Source organism: Mucilaginibacter sp. Mucisp86, assembly GCF_047324315.1.
Classification (GTDB): domain Bacteria; phylum Bacteroidota; class Bacteroidia; order Sphingobacteriales; family Sphingobacteriaceae; genus Mucilaginibacter.
This window is the reverse complement of sequence record NZ_CP168503.1, coordinates 1798690-1820303: the sequence shown is the minus strand read 5'-3', so window position 1 is coordinate 1820303 and position 21614 is coordinate 1798690. Positions and strand designations below refer to the sequence as shown.

Annotated in this window: 22 protein-coding genes; 4 read left to right on the top strand and 18 right to left on the bottom strand. The window is 42.4% G+C overall.

From position 1 onward, the window contains the following. Positions 1-32: 32 nt before the first annotated feature. A complete protein-coding gene (locus ACEN9X_RS07470) occupies positions 33-1262 on the top strand; it encodes a serpin family protein (protein ID WP_413669776.1) in 1230 nt (409 codons plus the stop codon). A 16-nt stretch (positions 1263-1278) separates the two neighbouring features. Here the strand turns inward: ACEN9X_RS07470 and ACEN9X_RS07465 are convergent, their stop codons facing one another. Next, the gene (locus ACEN9X_RS07465) at positions 1279-1686 is read right to left on the bottom strand and encodes a DUF6855 family protein (RefSeq protein ID WP_413669775.1); all 408 of its coding nucleotides are present in this window, start codon (positions 1684-1686) and stop codon (positions 1279-1281) included. 87 nt (positions 1687-1773) lie between these two features. After that, positions 1774-2628, bottom strand: coding sequence for a LysR family transcriptional regulator (locus tag ACEN9X_RS07460; protein WP_413669774.1), 855 nt, complete (start codon positions 2626-2628; stop codon positions 1774-1776). A gap of 89 nt (positions 2629-2717) precedes the next feature. Between ACEN9X_RS07460 and ACEN9X_RS07455 the strand changes: the two genes are divergently transcribed. Next, the gene (locus ACEN9X_RS07455; protein WP_413669773.1) at positions 2718-3689 is read left to right on the top strand and encodes an alpha/beta fold hydrolase; all 972 of its coding nucleotides are present in this window, start codon (positions 2718-2720) and stop codon (positions 3687-3689) included. A 184-nt stretch (positions 3690-3873) separates the two neighbouring features. Here the strand turns inward: ACEN9X_RS07455 and ACEN9X_RS07450 are convergent, their stop codons facing one another. The 13 genes from ACEN9X_RS07450 to ACEN9X_RS07390 all read right to left on the bottom strand — a co-directional run bounded on the left by ACEN9X_RS07450 (position 3874) and on the right by ACEN9X_RS07390 (position 15237). Further along, positions 3874-4968 (bottom strand): thioredoxin family protein, encoded by a 1095-nt coding sequence (locus ACEN9X_RS07450; RefSeq protein WP_413669772.1) that lies wholly within the window; start codon positions 4966-4968, stop codon positions 3874-3876. A gap of 2 nt (positions 4969-4970) precedes the next feature. Next, positions 4971-6752 (bottom strand): NRDE family protein, encoded by a 1782-nt coding sequence (locus ACEN9X_RS07445; RefSeq protein ID WP_413669771.1) that lies wholly within the window; start codon positions 6750-6752, stop codon positions 4971-4973. Continuing rightward, complete coding sequence (locus ACEN9X_RS07440) at positions 6740-7240, bottom strand: hypothetical protein (protein WP_413669770.1); 501 nt, start codon at positions 7238-7240, stop codon at positions 6740-6742. Before ACEN9X_RS07440 ends, ACEN9X_RS07445 begins: the two co-directional genes overlap by 13 nt. 31 nt (positions 7241-7271) lie before the next feature. Next, entirely contained in the window at positions 7272-7670 is a 399-nt protein-coding gene (locus ACEN9X_RS07435) for a DoxX family protein (protein WP_413669769.1), read from the bottom strand. Positions 7671-7689: 19 nt separating this feature from the next. Further along, positions 7690-8370, bottom strand: a complete 681-nt coding sequence (locus ACEN9X_RS07430; protein WP_413669768.1) for a phosphopantothenoylcysteine decarboxylase — start codon at positions 8368-8370, stop codon at positions 7690-7692. A gap of 166 nt (positions 8371-8536) precedes the next feature. Beyond that, the gene (locus ACEN9X_RS07425) at positions 8537-8980 is read right to left on the bottom strand and encodes a YHS domain-containing (seleno)protein (protein ID WP_413669767.1); all 444 of its coding nucleotides are present in this window, start codon (positions 8978-8980) and stop codon (positions 8537-8539) included. 44 nt (positions 8981-9024) lie between these two features. Then, complete coding sequence (locus ACEN9X_RS07420; protein ID WP_413669766.1) at positions 9025-9495, bottom strand: YHS domain-containing (seleno)protein; 471 nt, start codon at positions 9493-9495, stop codon at positions 9025-9027. Between the two features lie 425 nt (positions 9496-9920). Further along, positions 9921-11147, bottom strand: a complete 1227-nt coding sequence (locus ACEN9X_RS07415) for an RNA polymerase sigma factor (protein WP_413669765.1) — start codon at positions 11145-11147, stop codon at positions 9921-9923. A 130-nt stretch (positions 11148-11277) separates the two neighbouring features. Further along, the gene (locus tag ACEN9X_RS07410) at positions 11278-11631 is read right to left on the bottom strand and encodes a YciI family protein (RefSeq protein WP_413669764.1); all 354 of its coding nucleotides are present in this window, start codon (positions 11629-11631) and stop codon (positions 11278-11280) included. A 733-nt stretch (positions 11632-12364) separates the two neighbouring features. Next, positions 12365-13183: a cytidylyltransferase domain-containing protein gene (locus ACEN9X_RS07405; protein WP_413669763.1), complete on the bottom strand. Its 819-nt coding sequence runs from the start codon at positions 13181-13183 to the stop codon at positions 12365-12367. Between the two features lie 141 nt (positions 13184-13324). Continuing rightward, a complete protein-coding gene (locus tag ACEN9X_RS07400; RefSeq protein WP_413669762.1) occupies positions 13325-14041 on the bottom strand; it encodes a DUF4397 domain-containing protein in 717 nt (238 codons plus the stop codon). Between the two features lie 315 nt (positions 14042-14356). Further along, positions 14357-14629 carry a hypothetical protein gene (locus ACEN9X_RS07395; RefSeq protein ID WP_413669761.1) on the bottom strand — a complete coding sequence of 91 codons (273 nt, stop codon included), beginning with the start codon at positions 14627-14629 and terminating at the stop codon, positions 14357-14359. An 11-nt stretch (positions 14630-14640) separates the two neighbouring features. Continuing rightward, complete coding sequence (locus tag ACEN9X_RS07390; protein WP_413669760.1) at positions 14641-15237, bottom strand: sigma-70 family RNA polymerase sigma factor; 597 nt, start codon at positions 15235-15237, stop codon at positions 14641-14643. Positions 15238-15496: 259 nt separating this feature from the next. Here ACEN9X_RS07390 and msrB point away from each other — a divergent pair, with 259 nt between their 5' ends. Both msrB and msrA read left to right on the top strand, forming a co-directional pair. Then, positions 15497-15991, top strand: a complete 495-nt coding sequence (gene msrB, locus ACEN9X_RS07385) for a peptide-methionine (R)-S-oxide reductase MsrB (RefSeq protein WP_413669759.1) — start codon at positions 15497-15499, stop codon at positions 15989-15991. A gap of 24 nt (positions 15992-16015) precedes the next feature. Further along, positions 16016-16684: a peptide-methionine (S)-S-oxide reductase MsrA gene (gene msrA / locus ACEN9X_RS07380; RefSeq protein ID WP_413669758.1), complete on the top strand. Its 669-nt coding sequence runs from the start codon at positions 16016-16018 to the stop codon at positions 16682-16684. A 128-nt stretch (positions 16685-16812) separates the two neighbouring features. On the opposite strand, the gene ACEN9X_RS07375 is transcribed toward msrA, so the two are convergent. From ACEN9X_RS07375 to ACEN9X_RS07365, 3 genes are all read right to left on the bottom strand, one after another. Then, a complete protein-coding gene (locus ACEN9X_RS07375; protein WP_413669757.1) occupies positions 16813-17643 on the bottom strand; it encodes a hypothetical protein in 831 nt (276 codons plus the stop codon). Between the two features lie 184 nt (positions 17644-17827). Continuing rightward, complete coding sequence (locus ACEN9X_RS07370; RefSeq protein WP_413669756.1) at positions 17828-18781, bottom strand: GNAT family N-acetyltransferase; 954 nt, start codon at positions 18779-18781, stop codon at positions 17828-17830. A gap of 157 nt (positions 18782-18938) precedes the next feature. Beyond that, entirely contained in the window at positions 18939-21494 is a 2556-nt protein-coding gene (locus ACEN9X_RS07365) for a phosphocholine-specific phospholipase C (protein WP_413669755.1), read from the bottom strand. Positions 21495-21614: the final 120 nt, after the last annotated feature.

Sequence of the window (21614 nt, the reverse complement as noted above, 5' to 3'; positions counted from 1 at the left end):
TAATGCGTAATATAATTATAAACCTATCAACTATGACGCGCAAATTAACCTTACTTTGTCTTGGGATTTTAACAATGGCTGCCTGCAAAAAAGGTGGCATCAATCCAAAAAATGATCCGGGGAAAGACCTGGTACTTTCAGCAACCGAACAACAACAGGTTGGGCCGGGTAACGCCTTTACCTTAAAGCTATTTAAAGCAGATGTTGGTACCATCGACAATACTCAAAATCTGATCATTTCACCTCTGAGTGTCAGCTTTGCCGTTGGGATGACCAGCAATGGCGCCAATGGGCAAACCCTTACCGATATCCGTAAAACTATAGAAGTTAATGGTTTTACTGAAGATCAGGTAAACAGTTATTATCATAACCTCATTACTAACCTGCCCGATCTTGATCCAAATACAACCCTTAAAATAGCAAACTCCATTTGGTACGCCAACAATTTTACTGTGCTGCCGGCGTTCCTGAAAACCAATACTGATTTTTATGATGCCGAAGTAAAAGCGCTTGACTTCAGCAGCGATAAAACAGGATCGGCAAATACTATTAATAGTTGGGTAAGCGGGCAAACCAACAATAAAATCCCGAAGATCCTTGATCAGATTGGTGATGGTGCCCGCATGTACCTCATTAATGCTATTTATTTTAAAAGCAGTTGGAAAACCCGCTTTGATGCAGCTAAAACTTATAAGGCGCCTTTTCGCCTTGCCGATAACAGTACGGTACAAACCGATTTCATGACCAACAATGGCGTTGAGCTTAAAACCGCCTATGATAATGGTACCAATGTTGTTGAATTGCCGTATAGCAACAGTAAGTACAGTATGGTAATGATTATGCCATATGAAGATGTGAAAGCCTTTGCCCTCGGTCTTGATTCAACTAAATGGAACTTTTTAATGGGTAAGCTTGCCGCTACCAAATCACAAATTACTATTCCTAAGTTTAAATTTAGCTATGGTATTAACCTGATGGGGATTTTAAAATCATTAGGAATGGGCATTGCTTTTAGTGATCAGGCTGATTTTAGCCGGATTACCGCAGGTGGTGGAGTTGCTATCACAGAAGTAAAGCATGAAGCCTATATTGATGTGAATGAGGATGGCACTGAAGCGGCAGCTGCAACTGAAGTAGGTATAGGGATTTCGGCGCCGGCACCAACCAATGTTTTTAATAAGCCATTTATTTTCGCCATAAGAGAAATGAAAACCGGGTTGATATTATTTGCCGGTATAGTGAATGACCCAACCAAGAAATAATAAAGCCTCCGGCTTATTATTTGGCTTTTACTTTATTGCCTTTTGCTTCGTGGGTTAATTCAACCATGCCTAATGCCTCCATCAAAGGGGGAACATACATGGCGAAGCGGCCGCGAAGCCCTTTTTTTAAGCCATACCAGCCCCCAACCGGGTTGGTCTCTGACCGGCCCCAGGCTTCTACGGTTCCTTCTTTAGCAGGCTTTTGCTCGTCGGCGCTGCCAAGTTCCATCCAATCGCCGTGAGCGGTTAACATAGCATGCAGGTCGGCCAGGCAACGGTAATCGTAATGAAGTATTGTTTTACCAACAGTACAAACCAGTATGGGTTTCCCATCCTTCGTGTCCAGATACATGGTATAATCCGAAGTTAATGGCGGTGTTTTCAGCGTCATCGGGTTTTCTTTTGTGCCGATATTGTTTTCCATATCACATTGAGGTTTATAACGAGTTGATGATTATTGCCGTATGCAAATTAAGGTTTTGAATGTTAATAAAAAATGCAGGGACAATAATCAATACATCTCCACAAAAGCTTTCAATGCCCTCGATTGCGGTACATTTTTACGATAGATGAGCACTGTAGACATGGTGCCAAGTTCCTTATTAAGCGGATGTGTTTTAAGCTTGCGGCCAGCATAATATTGTTCAATCAATTCGGCCGGGAGGATGCTTATCCCTAAACCGGCTTCCACAAAGTTGATGATCCCTTCCAGCGAATTCAATACGATACTTTTATATTGGATAATGCCTTTTGAATTAAGCCATGCTTCCAACCGGGCACGAAATACGCACCCCTGGTCAAACACAATGATCTTAAGCGGCTGGTTCATGAGCAATTCCTTAAGCCCGGGGCCTTGCGCGGGAGCCAGGATAACCAATTGCTCCTCTTTAATATGTAACTGTTCCAGCTCTGGCGAATTGATAGGTGCCGATACAAAGGCAGCATCCAGTTTGTAGTTAATTACATCATTTATGAGCTCACTGCGCATTTCCGATTTAAATTCCAGGTCGACATCCGGATAGGCTTCTGTAAAACGGCTAAGGATATCCGGTACCTTAAAAGCCATGGTGGTTTCGATACAGCCTATTTTAAGATTGCCGCTTACCCGGTTAAATTTTTTAATATCCTTTTTGGCTTCCTGCATCAAATGATCTATCTGCTTGCTGTATTGCATCAGCGTTTCACCGGCGCTGGTTAGCGTTACTTTGCGCGATGTACGTGTAAACAGATCGGCGCCAAATTCTTCTTCCAGGTTTTTAACACGTGCCGTTACGTTTGACTGTACGGTAAACATGGCTTCGGCCGCTTTGGTGAAGCTTCCGTTAGCAGCCACCGCTTCAAATATCTTTAAGTCATTTGTGTTCATAAATCACTATTTATGATTTTAAATATCACTATTAATCGTTTTTAATAATCAAATATCAACATTAATTTTGAATCATCAAAACAGAAAAAATGAAGCTTAAAAGACTGATAATAAATGCAATTGTGGCTACCTTGATGGTAAGCGGAGCCAAAGCGCAATCAACCCGAAACTCAACTTCAAAAAATCATACTATGGAAACTAATCAGATTCATTACCGCGACATCAAAGCCAATGGCTTAAATATTTTTTATCGCGAAGCAGGCCCTAAAGAAGCACCAACCATATTGTTGTTGCATGGTTATCCTACATCATCGCACATGTTCAGGAACCTAATCCCAACTTTAAGTACAAAATATCACGTGCTGGCTCCCGACCTTCCTGGTTTTGGATTTTCAGATATGCCCGATCATACCCAATTTCATTATACTTTTGATAACCTGGCTGCTACTATGCAATCATTTATTGATGAGCTTGGTTTGAAACGTTTTTCCATTTATATATTTGATTATGGCGCGCCTACCGGTTTAAGATTGGCACTTGCTAACCCCGAAAAAATAACCGGCATCATATCGCAAAACGGTAATGCCTATGAAGAAGGCCTGAGCACCGGCTGGAACCCGATCCAAAAATACTGGCAGGATTCAACTAAGGAAAACAGGGATGCCTTAAGGGATTTCGTGAAAGAAAAAATGACCAAATTCCAATATTTTGAAGGCGTGTCAGACCCGTCATTAATTGCTCCGGAAAGCTATACACTCGATCAGCAAACCCTTGACCGCCCCGGAAATGTGGAAATTCAGCTTGATCTGATGCTTGATTATCGTACTAACGTAGCTTTATATCCTAAATTCCAGGCTTATTTTAGAGAACATAAACCAAAGCTGTTAGCTGTTTGGGGTAACAAAGATCCGTTTTTTTTACCTGCCGGTGCCGAAGGCTATAAACGGGATAATCCAAATGCTACCGTTAAGTTTTACAACACAGGCCACTTTGCTTTGGAAACACATGCTAAAGAAATAGGACAGGATGTGCTGGGCTTTTTAGGGGGCTTGCCTAAATAATAACCAGTTAAACCGGTTGTCATGTTGAACGTAGTGAAACATCTTCTTCGCCGGGTATATTCGTAATACAGGGTAGAGAAGATGTTTCGTTTATACCTAAAGTAAGTTGTAGAATCCAGACTTACGAAGTTTTTAAAACTTCGTAAGTCTTCGTCAGATTTGTCATTCATGTATTCGGAGCTATTTACTTCTTCAACTCTTTTTCCTCTGCCAATAAAACATCAGCCGAAGTAAATCCTTCCAGCTTTTTAGCAGGCGAACCATCTGCATTAAAAAAGAACAATGTTGGGGTTGCCCTGATTGGATATTGTTCTTTTAATGTTTTACCATCCTTACTGTCAATATCAATAGCCACATTTATCAGGTTAGCATTAAAAGCATCGCCCAATTCTTTTTTGATCAGCACTTCCTGCTCCATTTGTTTGCAGGTTGGACACCATGAAGCGTGTGCAAATACAAACAGGGGTTTATTTGCTGTCTTAGCCACTGCCTGTGCATTGGCAAGGGATGTTGTTTTAAAATTGATACCCTGTTGTGAATTAAGTAAAGGCTTGTATTTTGATGTGCATGATGCGAAGCCGATAATCGTGGCAACTAAAAATATCAATAATGCCTGAGCTGATTTTTTCATTTGATTTTTATTTAACTGTATTTGTGCCGCTATAAGCTTATAAGCCTGCACCAGGCCTGTCATTAATAAGGTTAAACCCAGGATCCAGTTGATGAGGTTGTGCTGTGTTTTGAGCACGTTCATCAGATAATTGCCTGCGATGCCATAAATAATAAATGACAGTAATGTACCGGTACCTATTGCTGCTATGAAAATATTATAGGCACGGGGCTCGCTGCTTAACACCTTGCGGCTTTTTAAAACAGCAGTCCAGCCCATCCAAAAGGGTAAATGCAGCGGGTTAAGCAGGCTTAACAATAATCCCGCATAAAAAGGGTTCATCCGTACAAAAGGCAGCACATCCTGGAAATTGCGCATATGGAAGGCGGCTTCCAATGTTTTATAGGCCAGCACCAGTATAGCAATGCAAAAGGCCACGCTTAATATTTTGAACAGTTTTTTTAAACGCACCAGTTGGTCAACCACCACCAACGCTATACGCACAATCAATACTTCGACTAAAATAGCGGCGAAGCCAAACCAGGCTGCCCCGGTGAAATTGCCATTGAGGGCAAAGTTGGCCACGTTGGTATTTAATGTACCGATGGGTAGCGCCCCAACAAAACTAATGCTGAACGCTACCCAAAATAGTTTTAATTGCTTTGTCATGCTCATGCTACCAGTTTAAAGTATTCGGTGTTATTTTTAAGCATGGTTATGCCTTGTTTGTAAGTCATGTGGTTAATTCCCTTAAGTTGTTTATTAAGTATACTTACCTGGTATAGGATTTTCCAATGCCTGATGATCTCGCCCCAGGCAAAAAATATAGAATGTTTAGGATCGTAAATATGGGTTGGCTCGCTACCCGCCCCGTTCAGTTCTATGATGGAAAGGTTTTTGCCACTGCTTAGCTCGTCCCAGGTATTGTACATTACATCCAGCCGTCCAAAATAAAATCCGGGAATTTCGCGGCACATATTATCTATGGCCTCCGTTAGCTCATCAGTAATAAGGTGACTAAAGTCAATAAACTTAGCGCCGCGCGAATGGTTACCATAAGGTACCAGTATCTTTGACTCGCCGGCAGGCAAAACATGCTTTAATTTATCGCCGTAGGTATTTATTAGCACAGGCAACTGCAGCAGATAACGGGGTTCCTTAACAATAAGCTCCATCATGGTGTGTTTGCCATCCCCGGTGAGGGTTAAAAATTCTTTTCCAACTATGCCGGTTACATGGCCTTTCGCCTCGCCGGGCAGACGGTAATAAAATATGCCTGCCTCGTGGTTGTAGTTAACATATTGCTGCACCAAAAAGTCGACCCTGATCTGTTGTGTGTATTCCAATAATCCGGTTTCGTTATGTACCAGTTTTACCTGTACTCCTCTGCCGCCTATATCGGGCTTGGCAATCAGCGGGTAACTGAACCCTTTTTCTTTTATTGCCAATGTAATCTCGCTAAAGTCTGCACCGGTTTTAAACAGGATGGTTTGGGGATAATATTTTTGAGGGATGAGGTCATAAATACTGGCTTTACTTTCCAACGTGAAGCCTCCATTTTCAATCAACGGGTTGGCCGTACTGAAAAAGAAAAATGATCGTGCCTTTAAACTCAGCCAAAACCAGTAAAACATAATTGGCGCGTATACCATGTTTAATGACCAATATTCCCAATTAAAGAGCTTGATTAAAAAACGTTTCAAACCAAAAAAACGAGGCAGAACAGGGGGCTTGCTATCTTTTTCGGTTATGGCAAGATCATTAATATATTTATTACCATCCTTCAAATCATGATAGGTCATGGTGATATTTTGGGGGCTTACGTTAATATTGGTAACGCTTACTGTTTTCATTTTACCGTCCCGGTTTATTACCAGGGCATCGTTATCATCACCTTCGCCGGCGTGATGATGAAAATGCAAAATAGCTTCTGCCGTATCCGGATTGGCCGATTTACGCCAGTTAGTAAACCAGGCGGTCCGCTTAGCTGTAGCAGCTTCATCATATAAAGTAGCAGACGACCAGATGTGCGCATCCCTGCCATCCAGTAATTTGATGTGTTTGCGTTCACTATCCCAACGGCATTCAAATAAGTTGCCTCCGGTATAAAGCACTACGGTGAAAGGTTCAATATTTTCAAGATCACTATTTTGATAAAACAGGTATGGATCTTGGGCATTAATCAGATCCACTAATACCAGTCCGCGGCTAGTTTTATATGATGGCATGACTTTGTGTTTTACAAAGGCTCCATTTAGCAGTACCACGGTATCGCCGTTGTTTTTTGCAGCTATCCAGCTGCCATTGCGGTCGGCATCTTTAGGGTACAATAGGGTGTGGCTGCCATTTTGATATTTGCGCGGTGCTATGGCCTGCCCGCGGTTAACGTTTTCATCGCGATTGGAAGTGAGCTGAAAACCATTTTTTGTGGGGATGTAGGTTACTGTGCACATGCCCTGCGGTACTTAAGTGTTGACGCTGCAACGCCAAATTCGTCGGGGATAACAACATCTGATACGGCGTTCACCCCAATACGGATCAATGCCATGTGATGAACTGTATGTTCCAGGTTATAAACCAGCTCGCGGTAATAGTTAGAAAATACCTGCGTTGAATTTGTCTCGCCTTCACCGTATTCGGCTTGAAGCAACAATTCTTTATCTGGCTTTTGAATCCCGGCCTCTATTTGGCGGATAGTTGTGATGGCAAAATCTTTATCTGCTTCAATGTTTTTGTTGCGGATGCGTTTATCATAGTCAACCATGCCGGTTTCATAGCCTTTGTTCAGCTCAACAAAAAACTCAAGGATATGACGGGTATGCTGGCCAATGCTTGATTGCGATAGCAGTTTTACCGGCTGGGTGTACTGTACAGGACTTAATTCGTCAATTACATATTGTAGTTGCTCCAATAAATTGGAGATAGGTTCTTTCAATTGCATGATGCTAATGATTAGCGGGTTTTTAATTTTGTTAATGAAGGAATGGAATAAGGTTCATTACCTCTTTCCGGAAAATGTAAAGCAGTATGGCCGATGTTGTGAATACAATAGCTGCCAGTATAAAAAGCTGACCGCCATCTCCCTGAACAACAATGCCCAATTTAGTGAGGTGAAAAAATATAGCACCTGCCATCAGGCCAACCGCTATTAAAGCTCCGATACCAGTAGTGCGTGGAATAATGATCAGTATGGCTGCTACAAGTTCCATACTGCCAATACCGATGCGCCCCCAGGGCTCCATGCCCAATTTGGTAAATATGTAAACCGACTCGGGCGCAGCAGTAAATTTGAAGAATAAGGTTTGCAGCATAATGATGGCTGCCGTAAGGCGCAGGGCCCAAACCAATATATTGAATTGTGTATAAGTCATGATTGTTGTGTGTTTGAATTTATAAGTGTGCATGGTGTTCTTGTTTTTTGCCCGCTTTGATGGCTGCTGTAACGATATCCGCAGCTACCTCTGCTTTGCTTTTTAGCGGAAAGGCCTGGAACAGGAAATCGCGGTTTATGATGGTGATCTTGTTGGTGTCGTGGCCAAATGTGGCACCCTCGTCCTGCACGGAATTAAGCACCACCAGATCGAGGTTTTTACTGTATAGTTTTTTAAGGGCGTTCTGTTCCTCATCGTTAGTTTCAAGGGCAAAGCCGATTGATACCTGGTCATTACGTTTGATCTTGCCGAATTCAAAGGCGATATCAACGTTTTTAACCATTTGCAGGCTAAATTCATGTGCCAACTTTTTCATTTTTTGAGCATACACTTGTGACGGTTTATAATCGGCCACAGCAGCGGCGAAAACGGTTATTTGAGCTACCGGGAAATATTTTTGGCAGGCCGAATACATTTCATCAGCCGAGTTAACATGAATAACCCTAAGGTTGGTATGAGATAAACTGATGTTTACCGGCCCCGAAACCAAAATCACTTCAAAGCCCTTATCTAAAAAAGCTTGGGCAATGGCATAGCCCATTTTGCCCGATGAATGGTTGCTGATGAAACGTACCGGATCAATAGCTTCGCGGGTAGGGCCGGCGGTGATCAGTACTATCGGTTTGTTGGTGGTTTTCATTTTGTGGTGGTGGTTTAAATAGATCTAAAAAAGCGGGCTTGTGCGATTCCTCTTGAGAGGGGGCGGAGGGGTGTGTATCTGCTTTGATAAGCGTACTGAATAAACACACCCCTGCTACCGCTCACTCCTTCGCGCCGCCTCTCATGAGGGGATTTTGTATAGCAGATTACTTTTGTCCCTTCATCTCCGGCCACTTTTCATCGGCTGCTTTAATGAGGTTTGCCTGGTCTTTGGTCCACAGTTCTTTTACCTTATCGTTGTAATTAAAGTAAAGCTTGTCGTTCAGCACAGTCCATGTATTTGCTTGAGTTGGTGCTTTGTGGCCCTGCGAAGTGCCGTAAGCGCAATAACCGCCATACTGGGGTGCATACTTTTCCGGATCGGCTTTAAAAGCTTCAAGGTTTTCGCTGGTGGAGAAAAACCAGGTAGCATCTTTCCATTGGTATTGAAATTTGTCTAACCCTTTTATCGGTTTCGATTCTTTGAAAAATGCAACCGGGTCATACCCTTTAATTGCTTTACCGCCGGGTGCAAATATTTCTGATTGTTGCGCATAAGCCTGAACCGCGGTAACCAATGCAAGTGCCGTGATAATTAAAAAACGTTTCATTTTTGTGATTTTAGATTGATTTATAATTGATTATTGAAGACTTGTTAGCGGACTGTCTTAGCCCAGTTGGCGTCGGCTTTGGCTTTCAGGTTAGCCTCGTCTTTATCCCATGATTTTTTAGTGTTGTTAAAAAACTTGTTGTAAAACAGGTACAGTTTACCATCAAGCAGTTTGAAAGTTTTTGGATCTATCTCCACCTTTTCACCTTTAGCACCCATCGCGTAAGCACACCAGCCTCCGTATTGAGGCTCGTATTTTGCAGGGTTGGTTTTAAATAAATCCCTGTCCTGAGTGGTAGCAAAATGATAGGTTACGCCATTATCGATAAGAGCAATTTCTTTTTTACCCTCAATAGCTTTTTGCTGGCTGAAGTAAGCAACCGGGTCATAACCTTCAATGGCCAGACCGGTGTTATCTAAATTGAATTGTTTTTTGCGAACGTCTGTTTGGCTTTGTGCCGAAGCAATACTTGCAGTAAATACAATAACTAACAGGAGATTGAATAATTTTTTCATGATTGTGTTAATCTTGATGTCTGATTTTTTCCCCTTTGTCGGGACAGATCATCAAACCTTACAGCGAATCAGAAAAAATATTTAAATAAGGAAGTGGGTGGGATTTGTAAGATGGAGGTAAGTTATTTAACTTATTGATTATCAGTATTTATATTGCGGTTGGTTGGCTGCTGTGCGTACACATCTTGTCAATGAATATCAATAAATAAAACCGAATGTCATTTCGACGAACCAGCTTGGGAATGTGCGGATGCAGTGAGGAGAAATCTTATACATCACACTCCATACTTTGCATACGGCTCAATAGGGCGTATAAGATTTCTCTTTCGCTCCACTACTTGGCCCACCCCTGCTCTATCGAAATGACATTTTCTTTTACTTAAAAAGATGTGTACACACAGTAGGTTGGTTGGGGGAGACTGATATTAATCCTGAAGCTTATCTATTTTACTTTGTATAATGGCAGTATCGGCGAGTGTTTTGATCAACGTTAAGGCTTTTTCAAAGTTTAGTTTTGCCTGCGCGTTATCAATACCTGTGTATAACTCGCCAAGCAAGGTATAGTAAAACTGGTTATTGGTAAGTTGCAGTTTTTCTGCTTCAATAATGGCTTCTTCAGGGCTATTGGCTTTGGCAAGTGCAAAGGTGCGGTTAAGCGCCGCTATTGGTGAGTAAGCAATTTGCAGCAAGCGATTATAAAGTTGCAGTATATTCTCCCATTTTTCTTTTGAATCAGTTTTTTGGGTATGCCAGTAGGCTATGCTGGCTTCTATGTGATATTTTGAGAGTTGTATTCCTGTAGTTGCAAGTTTTAAATGCCAGGCGCCTTTGGTTATAAGTTCCTGGTTCCAGAGGTTGGTATCCTGATCATCGTATAAAACTAACCCGCCGTTTTGATCTGTACGGGCCTCAAATCGTGACGCGTGGAAATACATCAACGAAAGCAATGCGTTAACCTGGGGCTTGTTGGTGCCCTCGTTTTCAATAAGCATGTGGCAAAGGCGCATGGCTTCAAAGCAAAGGTCTTTACGCAAAATTTGGTTATCACTAACCGAATAATATCCCTCGCTAAACAGCAGGTAAATGGTAGTAAGCACGTTTTCCAGCCGGTTGTCAATCTCGGCGGAGCCAGGCATTTCAATCTTTATTTTTTCGTTTCGGATTTTTTCTTTTGCCCTGAACAGACGTTTGTTAATGGTTTCTTTATTGGTAAGAAAAGCTTCGGCTACTTCATCAATTCCGAAACCGCACAGAATCCTTAAAGCGAGCCCGATCTGTGCCTCGGGTGGGATGGCAGGATGACATACGGCAAACATCATCTGCAACTGGCTGTCGCTGATGTTTTGTGGCGAGAGATCTATATCCTGTTCATAACTCTCTGCCGTTTGCATTTCCGGTGATACCTTGCTTTCAAAAATAGTATTACGCTGCAAATGATTTTTTGCCTTGTTTTTGGCTACATTATAAAGCCAGGCGGTAGGGTTAGTTGGGATACCTTTATAACTCCAGGCCTGCGCCGCGGTGAGGAAGGTATCACTGGCAATATCCTCAGCAGTTTCCATCTGATCAAACCCAAAGCGGCGACAAAGTACCGATACTATTTTACGATATTCCGTGCGGAATAAATGGGGGATGATTTCAGGGTTTTGCATGGGGATGACCAAAAATGTCATTGCGAGCGATAGCTTGGCAATCGCGCGTAAGCATGGCCGCTCTGTATAGCATGCGATTGCTTCGTTCCTCGCAATGACATAGATTATAGTTTATTATACTTTGAATTACTTAATGTACTCCGTCATTCTTGGCAACTTTCCGCACTTCAACGGTATTGCCTTCGCCTTGTAATACCGGGCAGCCTTTGGCAAATTCAACGGCTTCCTCAACCGATTCGGCTTTTACAGTGACAAGCCCGCCGATGGTTTCCTTGATTTCGCCGAAGGGGCCGTTGGTTACCACACCGCCATGGCCTACAATTTTGGCATCTGCAAAAGGGAGGCCGGTGCCGCTAACAAATTTATTTTGAGCAGCTATGCCGCCAATCCAGTCCATAGTTTGTTTCATCCAGATTTGGATCTGTTCGGGAGAAGCTACTTTAGTGCCATCCTCGTGCCTGAAAATTAAAACGAATTCGTCCATCTTTTTAAATTTTAAAGGTTAATAAATATATGAATTACACCTTTATATCAAATGAGATCGGAGGAATAGGACAAGGGTTGAATTATTTATTTCGGATTTGGGATGTTCGATTTCGGATTTTTTATCGGGGATTACACCGGCATTTCTTGCGCTCGTTTGCAACGAGTGCTTAACTTGGGTTAGCGTTTATAACGCAACTGGCGATGCAATCGCCAAACCATATTAAGCACTCGTTGCAAACGAGCGCAAGACAGGAAACCTGCCGTGTACCCATAAGTTTTAAATAAAAAGTGTCATTTCGATAGAGCAGGGTAGGCCTGAGTAGGGGAGCGAAAGAGAAATCCTATATGCCCTGTAAAGTCGCTTTACGTAGTTTAGAGCTGGATGTATAAGATTTCTGCTCACCACATCCGCACATTCCCCCAACCGGTTCGTCGAAATGACATCTTCTTTTAATTCATCATAATAATTAAAAGATGTGGGTACGCGGCATGTTGGAAACGAGCGCAAGACAGTGGCTCAGGCACAAGTGAGCATATCCCTCAGCCCGCCACACAACACTTGCGCCAAAAGAGGGCGTTATTTATTTTGGAATTTGTCTGAACCGGGATTTTTAGGATTTGCCGGATTGAAGGATTTTGTCCGAACCTGAATTTTTTGAATTAAGGAATTCATCGAATTTTGCGCTAATTCTGTTAATCTTAAAATTCTGTAAATTCTGATTCAAACAACCTTACGCCATCGCAAACTCTGGCTTCACTTCGCTCAGGTGTTTGTTGTACCAGTTGGTGCTGTTATAGCGCGCGTTGATTTCGTAAATTGCAGGTTTTAGTTTTAGCAGGTTAATGATGTCCTGGCATGAAAAGCGGTTACAAACCGGGTATAACTCTTTAAATACGCGCTCAATGAAGTAAAAATCTTCGGGGTGGTCAAGCGCAAAACGATGCGACATGGAATAATCCAGCCCGGTTTCCCAGGTTACATTGCCTATGTTAAAGATGAGCGGGTTTTCGTATATATATGGTGAAGTATGCTCCAAATCATAAGGGCGACCGGCATTTTCCCAGGCTTGTTTAAGGCAGGCCATGGTCATTACTTCTACATCATTGCCATCGGGGTAAGTAGCCGGATATAGGTTGCTCACATAGTCGAACTTTTGCCTGTTGCTGAAAAAGTATTCGAGCACTTTGTCGATGATCCGCGGATCGATCAGCGGGCAGTCGGCAGGGATTTTGACAACCACATCGACATTAAATAATTTTGCTGCCTGGTAATGCCTGTCCAATAAGTTGCCAAGGCTGCCACGATAACACTGAACGTTAAGGTTTTCAGCCTCTTTTGCAATAACATCATCTTCTGCGTCTTCAGAAGTGGCGATAACAATGCTGGCCTGATGCTGGATCATACCTATCCGCTCTACCATGCGCGCTAACAAACTTTTACCTGATATGGGCAGCATTACCTTGCCATATAAACGACTTGATGCCATGCGGGCCGGCACTACCATCACTACGCGCTCATCCATCTTTTCCGGAAATTTGAGGTTTATCAAAAAAACATTAACGGGTTAAATGTATAATGGCAAGGTTTAGATATGGCGAAGTTTATATTATGAAATTGTTAACCCTTTGACTGCCTGAATAAAATAAAACCCGGCACAAAGGCCGGGTCTTACAACATAGGTATAGGTTATTTAATAATAGAAAACGTTGGTTTGAATATCTGCACTTAGTTTTTTGTCGTCGGTAGCTGCTTTAATACCCTGTAGCCATACGGTATATATCGAACCTGCACGAAGGTTAACATTGGTAAGGCTGGCTAAAACTGTTGTGGTACCTTTTTGACGGATATTAAGTGTATAGGTAACATTGCCCTTAATGGTCACGAAATCAGATACCTGTTTGTAAGCTTTATTTGAGGCCAAAACACTGTCTTTTGAAGTAACGAGGTCAACCGTACCAGCATCGGCGCTTAAGTTTGCCAAACGGATGTTGGCCATCCCGGAAGCCGGCTGAACGATAGAATCGGCAACAAAAATTACATCGCGTTTGCCTGCTGTGTTGGCCAGGTAAACAGAATAAAGTTTTTTGGCTGTAAGATCAATGGTATCGGCTGCAACTTTTTGCTTTGTGCCCGAAACGTAAAAGGTTGCTGTTCTTTTGCCTGGGTAGGCATTAACATAATCTATACCATGGCCATAACGAATTGGGAAAGTATTAGCCCTGTTGGGCTCAAGATAAAAATCAACCGGTTCAGAATCGGGAGAGGCATTGATAACCGAAACGAGCGCCACCGGCGGCTGAACATAGTTGTTATGGTCCTTTAAACACGAGCTAAGTGTTGCTGCCAGCAAACACACCATCCCGATAATGCCTGCCCGCCTTGTTAATTTTTGCTGAACTGTTTTCATAAACTAAAATATTGGTAGTAAACTGATATTTTAACTTTACGTAATCAGCAGGCATTACGCTACTTGGGGTCGAAAATTTTAACCCGGGGTGCTATTTAGCGTTAATACGTTGGGGATTTGGTTTTAGTATGCGAAGCATGCGGGTTTCAATTGTAAAAAAATAGTGAATAAATTTATCTGCAATCATGGTTCGGGGATGTTTATACCATGGGTATAGTACCGCCGGTTAAATAGGCGGCCCAGACAAAATGGCGACTGCTTTTTTGAAGCGTCATTATAATGAACCGGTTGAAGTATAAGTTTTATCTATAGGTTTTACTTTTCCAGTTGCTCGTCAATCAGGTGCTGCAGCTCGTTTTTAAATTTGTCGTCCAGTTTAATGTTTTCGTCGATGGGCTGGTGAAACATGTTTTTAATCATGCGGTTTATAGCGGTGCTTTGTTGCTGAAATACCCTGCAAACATGACAACCCGCCAGGTGGATTTTTAGTTCCAGTTTTTCGCGAAGTGTGATCTCGCCTATATCCTGCTTCTCAATCAAATAGGTCGCTTTTTTACAGTTATAGGCTATTTTAGTTAATTCGTCCATATTCAATCAGTTTAAATCCAGTTTTTTTGAAGGCATTCTCTCAGGCTTAGTTTGGCGCGGTGAATAATTATCCAAAAGTTAGAAGATGATATCCGCAAATCGTTGCAAATTGTATCTGCAGGTTCATCGTCAAGATGTTTCATGGTAAAAACGGAGAGCCATAATGAGGGCAGCTTTCTCAGGCATTTTTGCAGTACGAGTTGAAACTCTTTGCTTTCGAACTGATCTGCTTGTTCAATACCAAATTCCACCGGCCTGTGGTCTGGTTTCCAGTTATGGACATCCGGTTCAAAAAAATCGTCTGTTTCGCATTCGGCAAATGTTACGCCCGGATCTTTAACAAAGGCCGATGCTTTTTTACGATAAACATCAATTATCTTGTTTTTTAAAATAGCGGTGAGCCATGTACGCTCGGTACTTTTACCTTCAAATTTTTGAAGCCGTTCAAGGGCCGCCAAAAAAGTTTCCTGTACCAGGTCGCGGGCTAATTCTTCATCGCTGATACGGGTGAGGGCATATTTATAAAGATAGTCGGCATAACGGGCTACCCAAACATGCGGATCCGTGTTGTTTTCAAGGTTGATATTGGTGCTGTTTTGGCTTTGCATAAATCAATGTGGTGGTAATGGTTTGCGTAGAAGTTTATAACCCATATTATATTGTTGTTTTGATTTGTGCTTTAGTCGGGCAGGGAGGGGAATCCTTACAAGGTTTTCTTATTTTTTCTGAACCTGGGCTTAGTGAAAGGAAATGCTTAGAAGATTCGTTAATATTCAATATTCCGTTTAAACTGAATGAAGACAATTAAATGACAGAATAACGTACACTTTACTGTAAGGTTCTTCGTATATCTACGACTAAGGGGGTATGAAAAAGATAAATTTGTTTGTAATACCATTGATATTATTGGCCTTTAATGCGTGTAGCCAAAGTGCTCCGCACGCCGATAAAACTGTTGATACAAAGACGTATCCCGATGCCAAACCAGCCAGTTACTGGAAGCAGGTGTTAACCCCCGAAGCTTATGAAATATTGGTAAACAAGGGAACGGAACAACCTTATCATAACCCTTATTGGAATAACCACGAAAAAGGGATATATGTAAGTGCAGCTACCGGTAAACCCTTATTTAGTTCGGACGCTAAATTTGAATCTGGCACAGGCTGGCCAAGTTTTTTTAAACCTATAGACCCAAAAGCTATTAAAATTGTTAAAGATACATCGTACGGAATGGTGCGTGAAGAGGTTGTTGAAGCCAGTACGGGTTTGCACCTTGGCCATGTTTTTAATGACGGCCCGGCACCTACAGGTAAGCGTTATTGCATGGATTCATACGCTTTCAAGTTTGTTCCGGCTAAATAATTAAACTATTTAATTTAAATCATCATGTTAACAAAAAAATTGAATGTATGCCTGCTTGGCTTGCTGGTGTTATTTGGCTGCGCCGACGCACAAACAGGAGGTAGCGGCTTTGCAAGCCTGCCTGCTCCAAAGGCAGGCGAAAAGGTGGCCACCTTTGCCGGTGGTTGCTTCTGGAGCCTTTCTGAAGGTTTATATGAGCTGAAAGGTGTTAATAAAGTAGTGGCCGGATACTCGGGCGGCACAACTAAAAATCCAACGTACGAGGATGTTTGCGGTAAAAATACCGGCCATGCCGAATCGGTACAAGTGTATTATAACCCCGCCGAAATAAGCTATGCCGCATTGGCCGAAGCTTTCTTTTATGCACATGACCCCACGACTGTTGACAGGCAGGGACCCGATGTGGGCGATGACTACCGCTCTGCAGCTTTTTACCGCACACCTGAAGAAAAGAAAACCCTGGAAAGTGTAATAGCTAAAGTTAATGCCAGTCATCATTACAGCAGTCCGATTGTTACACAGGTTGTTCCTTTTAAAATATTATATCCTGCCGAGAATTATCACCAGGGATATTACCGCCTGCATATGGATAACCCATATATCAGCCACGTTTCGGTACCTAAGGTATTGAAGCTGCGTAAGGCCATGAACAGCCTGCTAAAACCAGAGTTTCAGCATAAAGGTCCGAGTTAAGGGTAAGTGCTCATCATATATGTATAATCCAGACTTACGAAGTTTTTAAAACTTCGTAAGTCTTCAATCGCTTTGTCATTCTCCTTCGTAGTCCAAAGGATTTCCAAACGAAATGTTAAAATCTAACCTTATACCTTTTTAAAGCCCATGATTCTGAAGTTGCTTACCAGCACTTTCGATCCGTTTTTGTATTGCATTGGGGCGCTTACGTAGAGGTTTTTAGCCGTTGTTGGCATGAATGCCATAGTATCGGCCAGTTTGGTTTGATCAAGATATACCACCATGCGGTCGCCGTCAACAACTAATGATACGTGCATTTTACGGTTGGTAAATGTGGTTAAATCAAATGTACTGTTGAGGTATTTGCTCAGGAATTCGCTATCTACAGATACATCGTCATTATTATAATATTTAAGTTGCACATAAGCACCCCCGCTGCTGATATAGTCGCGGATGCTGTTATCCGTCACAAAACCGAAAGTAACCGGATAGATATCACTAATTTTATCGGCAACAGCCAGGATATCAAACTCTACAGTAAAATGTTTTGGGTAAAAAAGCTGTTTGGTGAATTTGTAAGTCGCGTTGTCTGCCAGGGCCAGCCATTTGCCGCTTTCGCCCCCGGCAGAAACAATAGTAGCTGATCCATTGGTTTTAAATGTTTTGGCCGAAGAGCCGACAGATACATTTGAAAAGTCTTCGGCAAATAATACAGTATCTCCCGGAACAAAATCAAACCCGGTATTGATAATTATTTTATTACTCTTAGGTGCCCCGGAGGTTGACGATGAAGACGAAGAAGATGATGATGAGGTTTTTTTGTCAAAAGCATCACTGGCTTTTTGGGCTGCTTTATCTTTAGCTTTTTGTAACAGGCTTCCGAATTGTGCATTGGCGTTAAGGCCCGTGATTAAACCAGCCGCGGTTAACAGACTGAACAGGAATTTTTTATGCTTCATATAGATATAGTGTTTAAGTTTCAATTGCAATAAACAAAGAATAGTATAAACTGTTTGTTAATTTTATTCACAATTGTTATACAATAGTTAATATATCTGTTAATGAAGACAATAATATCCTGTAGTTATAAACTACAGGTATAGTCGCCCGAAGTCAGGAGATTTCGGGCATAATATTGGCTGTTTATTTTAGCTCAAGTTCCATTTGGATATTGGCGCGCTCGTATGGCGAAGGCCTGCCCGCTATTTTTACAAAGCCCAGTTTATGATACAGGCTGATAGCCGGTTTTAAAATGGTATTACTTTCCAGGTATAGCTTGTGACCGCCAAGGACTTTTGCCTTTTCAATAATGGCCCGTCCCAATAAAAAACCTATGTTTTTTCCCTGGGCCTTTGGCGATACCGCCATTTTAGCAAGCTCATAATCATAATCCGGGTCGTTCATTTTTAACAATGCGCATACACCAACCGGCTCGTCGTTATAAAGGGCAACTAATATAAAGCCCCCATTGTTAATGATATAACTATCCGCATTATCAAGTGCCTTGTAGTCGGCTTCTTCCATTTTAAAGTATTTGGAGATCCACTCCTCATTTAATGCTTTAAAGGCCGCGTTATAGCGTGGCTCATAAGGTACTATCTGTACTTTATTGCTCTCCCGCATCTTTTGATGTTCCTGTACTCTGCGCAACAATGATTTTTGTTCCAGCAGATATTCCCATTCTTCAATGGCTTTCCACAAGTCGTGGTTTGCCTGCGATAAAAGTTCTTCAACCGCACCGGTGACATCGGCATATTGATCCTGGATTTTTGCCCCTGCTTCGCGCCCTTTGGCAGATAAGCTTACCATATTGCGCCTGCCGTCAGTTTTATCCTTTTTTTCAACAACAAAATCATTCTTCACCATTTCAGCAATGATCTTGCTTACAGATGGGTGGGAGTGCCCTATCTCTTTGGCTATTGAGGTAATTGTAAACTCGCCGCCCTCCTGCAATACATAAAAAACAGGGAACCATTTTGGCTGAAAATCTATATCATATAGTTTGTAGATGCGTGCAGCATCTTCTGTCATGGTTTCGGTAAGCATTCGCAGGCGGCTACCTATGGCCATTTTTCCTACTTTGTTAAAGAATTCCATATTATATGTAATTAATTATGTAACTGATTACGCAATATATAATGTTGTTTCTAAAGCCGCAAGCGGCTCAATGTCATATTCAATTCATAAAACAAAATGCAGATAAAGAAAAAGCCGGACTGGATAGCCCGGCTTTCGCATGATGTGGTGTTAAATATTATGCTAATGTTTTCCCCATTAAAGGATCGCTGAAGCTTGATTTGCCAGTTTCCACACGGCCAGCAAAGCGTTTTGTGAATTTTTCAAATCCTTCAACCTTCGTGCTGAAATCATACCAGCCATGGGTTTTGCTCAAGTTTAACGCTATTATTGTGCTGGCGCCTGCTTTTACGGAAACTTTATGATCGCCGGTTTTATAACCATGATCAGCTACCGCGACGGTCTGCGCTTTGTTGGTATGGTTAGTGATCTTTAAGCTCACATTCCCTGTTAATTTACCGGCAGCCTGCTCATATTCGCAAGCAACATCAACCAGTGGATCGGCAGCATTACCCTGATATTCACGGAAAAAGCCGTTAGGGCCATAGGTACGCAGGTGGTATTCGCTGTTTTCAAATTCATGCAGCGGCCATACATCAGTTAAAGTATCACCGGCTTTAGCTGTGTAAGCCCAGGTACGCAGGTCTTCCATTTTCTGCGGATCATTCATCGTAGCATACTTGCCCGGGGCATATACGTTGAATGGCGAACCTAATGCCTTAGCGCCAAATGCCTTATTACTTGCAGTAAATTTAATTTCAAACGATTTTTTATCCGCACTTAATTTACCGTCTGCATAAAGCTGGTAAGGCAGGGCCGATGATGGTTTGATGCCTTTTTCCTGCTGCGGCATATATACTGATGAATGCGGGTCTTTATTGATCTGCGCAATTTCATCGGCAGTAAGCAGTTTATAGTCTGAAGGGAGTTTCTTAAACTGGGCTTTGTGGATGCTTTCTAAAAATGCTTCTCTGGCAACAAATTCAGGGTTTTCGATCTTTTCGCCATTGTACGGACGGAAAACACTCGAAAGATCACCGCAAACCGTACGGCGCCACTCGCTGATATTGGGTTCGGTTACTTTTTTGCCGGTTTTATGCGTTAAAAAGTTTTCTAAAAATTGCAGTGTCGAGGTATGATCAAACACTTCGGAGTTAACCCAGCCGCCGCGGCTCCATGGCGAAGCAATTACCAGCGGCACACGGAAGCCTAAGCCTATCGGGCTTTCGCGGTCAAACACTTCGGGGAAGTTTTTGCGGGCTTTTTCCTGCTCTAAGGTTACAAATTCAACACTCGGGTCAATTCCCTCAGATACCTTACCCGTACCCGGCTTATGCGGATTGGGTGCGGTAAACGGAGGAATGTGATCAAAATAACCGTCATTTTCATCGTAAGCTAAAATGAAAACTGTCTTTTTCCAAACATCAGGATTTTGTGTAAGGATGTCCAGTACTTCAGATACATACCATGCACCATACCAGGCCGAACTTGGGTGATCGGAAAAATGCTCAGGGGCCGACAGCCAGCTTACAGTTGGTAACTGGCCTCCTTTTACATCGGCACGGAACTGATGCAACACGTCGCCTTTGGGTACTAATACTTCGCGCTCGGTACCTTCATCATTATATTTCAGCGGACTTAAAGTGCGGTAGTGCGGATCATTGGTATTAGTTACAAAACCTTTTTGGTGCAGGTTTTTTTCGCGTTGCGAAAGACTGGCAAACTTGTTTGGATCAAGGCTTGCCATATCTTTTTTGGTGTTCTCCAGGTCGCGCTGTTTTTGTTTAAGCTGTTTCTGCAGGTGATCAATATGGGCATCGCCGGCAGGCAAAGCAGCAATTTGTTTTTCAACGGTTGCTATTTCATCAGGCAAATCAGTTGATTTTTTTTGCAGATGGGCTATGTGCTTGTCGTACAGTTTAATATTATATTGGCCAAAAAACTCCAGCGGGTTATCCTGGAAATTGGATAACCAGGGATCTTCTTCGCCCTGTAAACCAGTATCAATGGCAATTTCGTTCTGGTAATGTTTCCACGATATGTTATGGTCTTCCAAACGCTCGGGGAAAGTAGCCCAGTTCAGGGTGCCATAGTCCATGTCATCGTTCCAAACGTGCGCAAGCGAGTTTTCATGCTGCTCGGCACGGATGGTACCGCTCCAGAAATATAACCTGTTGGGGTTGGTACCTGTTAATGACGAGCAAAAGTTTTGATCGCAAACGGTGAATGCATCTGCCAAAGCATAGTAAAATGGAATATCCTCACGGTTGTGGAAACCCATGGTTAAAGGCATGTTTGAATACTCTTTAATGCTGTTGCGTTTAACGTTAAGCCACTGATCAAACTTACCGTCGTTACGGGCATTCACCTGGTTGGCCCATGAATGCGGCAACGAGCTCATCCAGGTTGCTTTGGTATTTTTAATATCAAGGTGAAAAGGAGCATAGGTTTCGCCTTTTTTGTTTGATTGCAGCCAAACCTTGTTTTTGTTTGGCAGATCAATAGCGCGCGGGTCGTTGTAACCACGTACTCCTTTAAGCATGCCATAGGTATGGTCGAACGAGCGGTTTTCCTGCATCAGGATCACAATATGCTCAGCATCCAGGTAGGTACTGCCCGGAGCCGGGTTAATGGCCATTGCTTTTTGAATAGATTCGGGTAAAATGCTGGCGAGACCGGCCGCTCCGGTTAATAAGGCTGCTTTTTTAAGAAAATCTCTCCTTGAATCAGACATGTTTATTTTGTTTAGTTCATGGCCTATGGATGATAGATCATGGTTGTTTTTAGTTTTTATGTATGGCGACAGCCAATTTAACATGGTTGTTTTTAAATCTTCAGGATTTATGGTTGATTT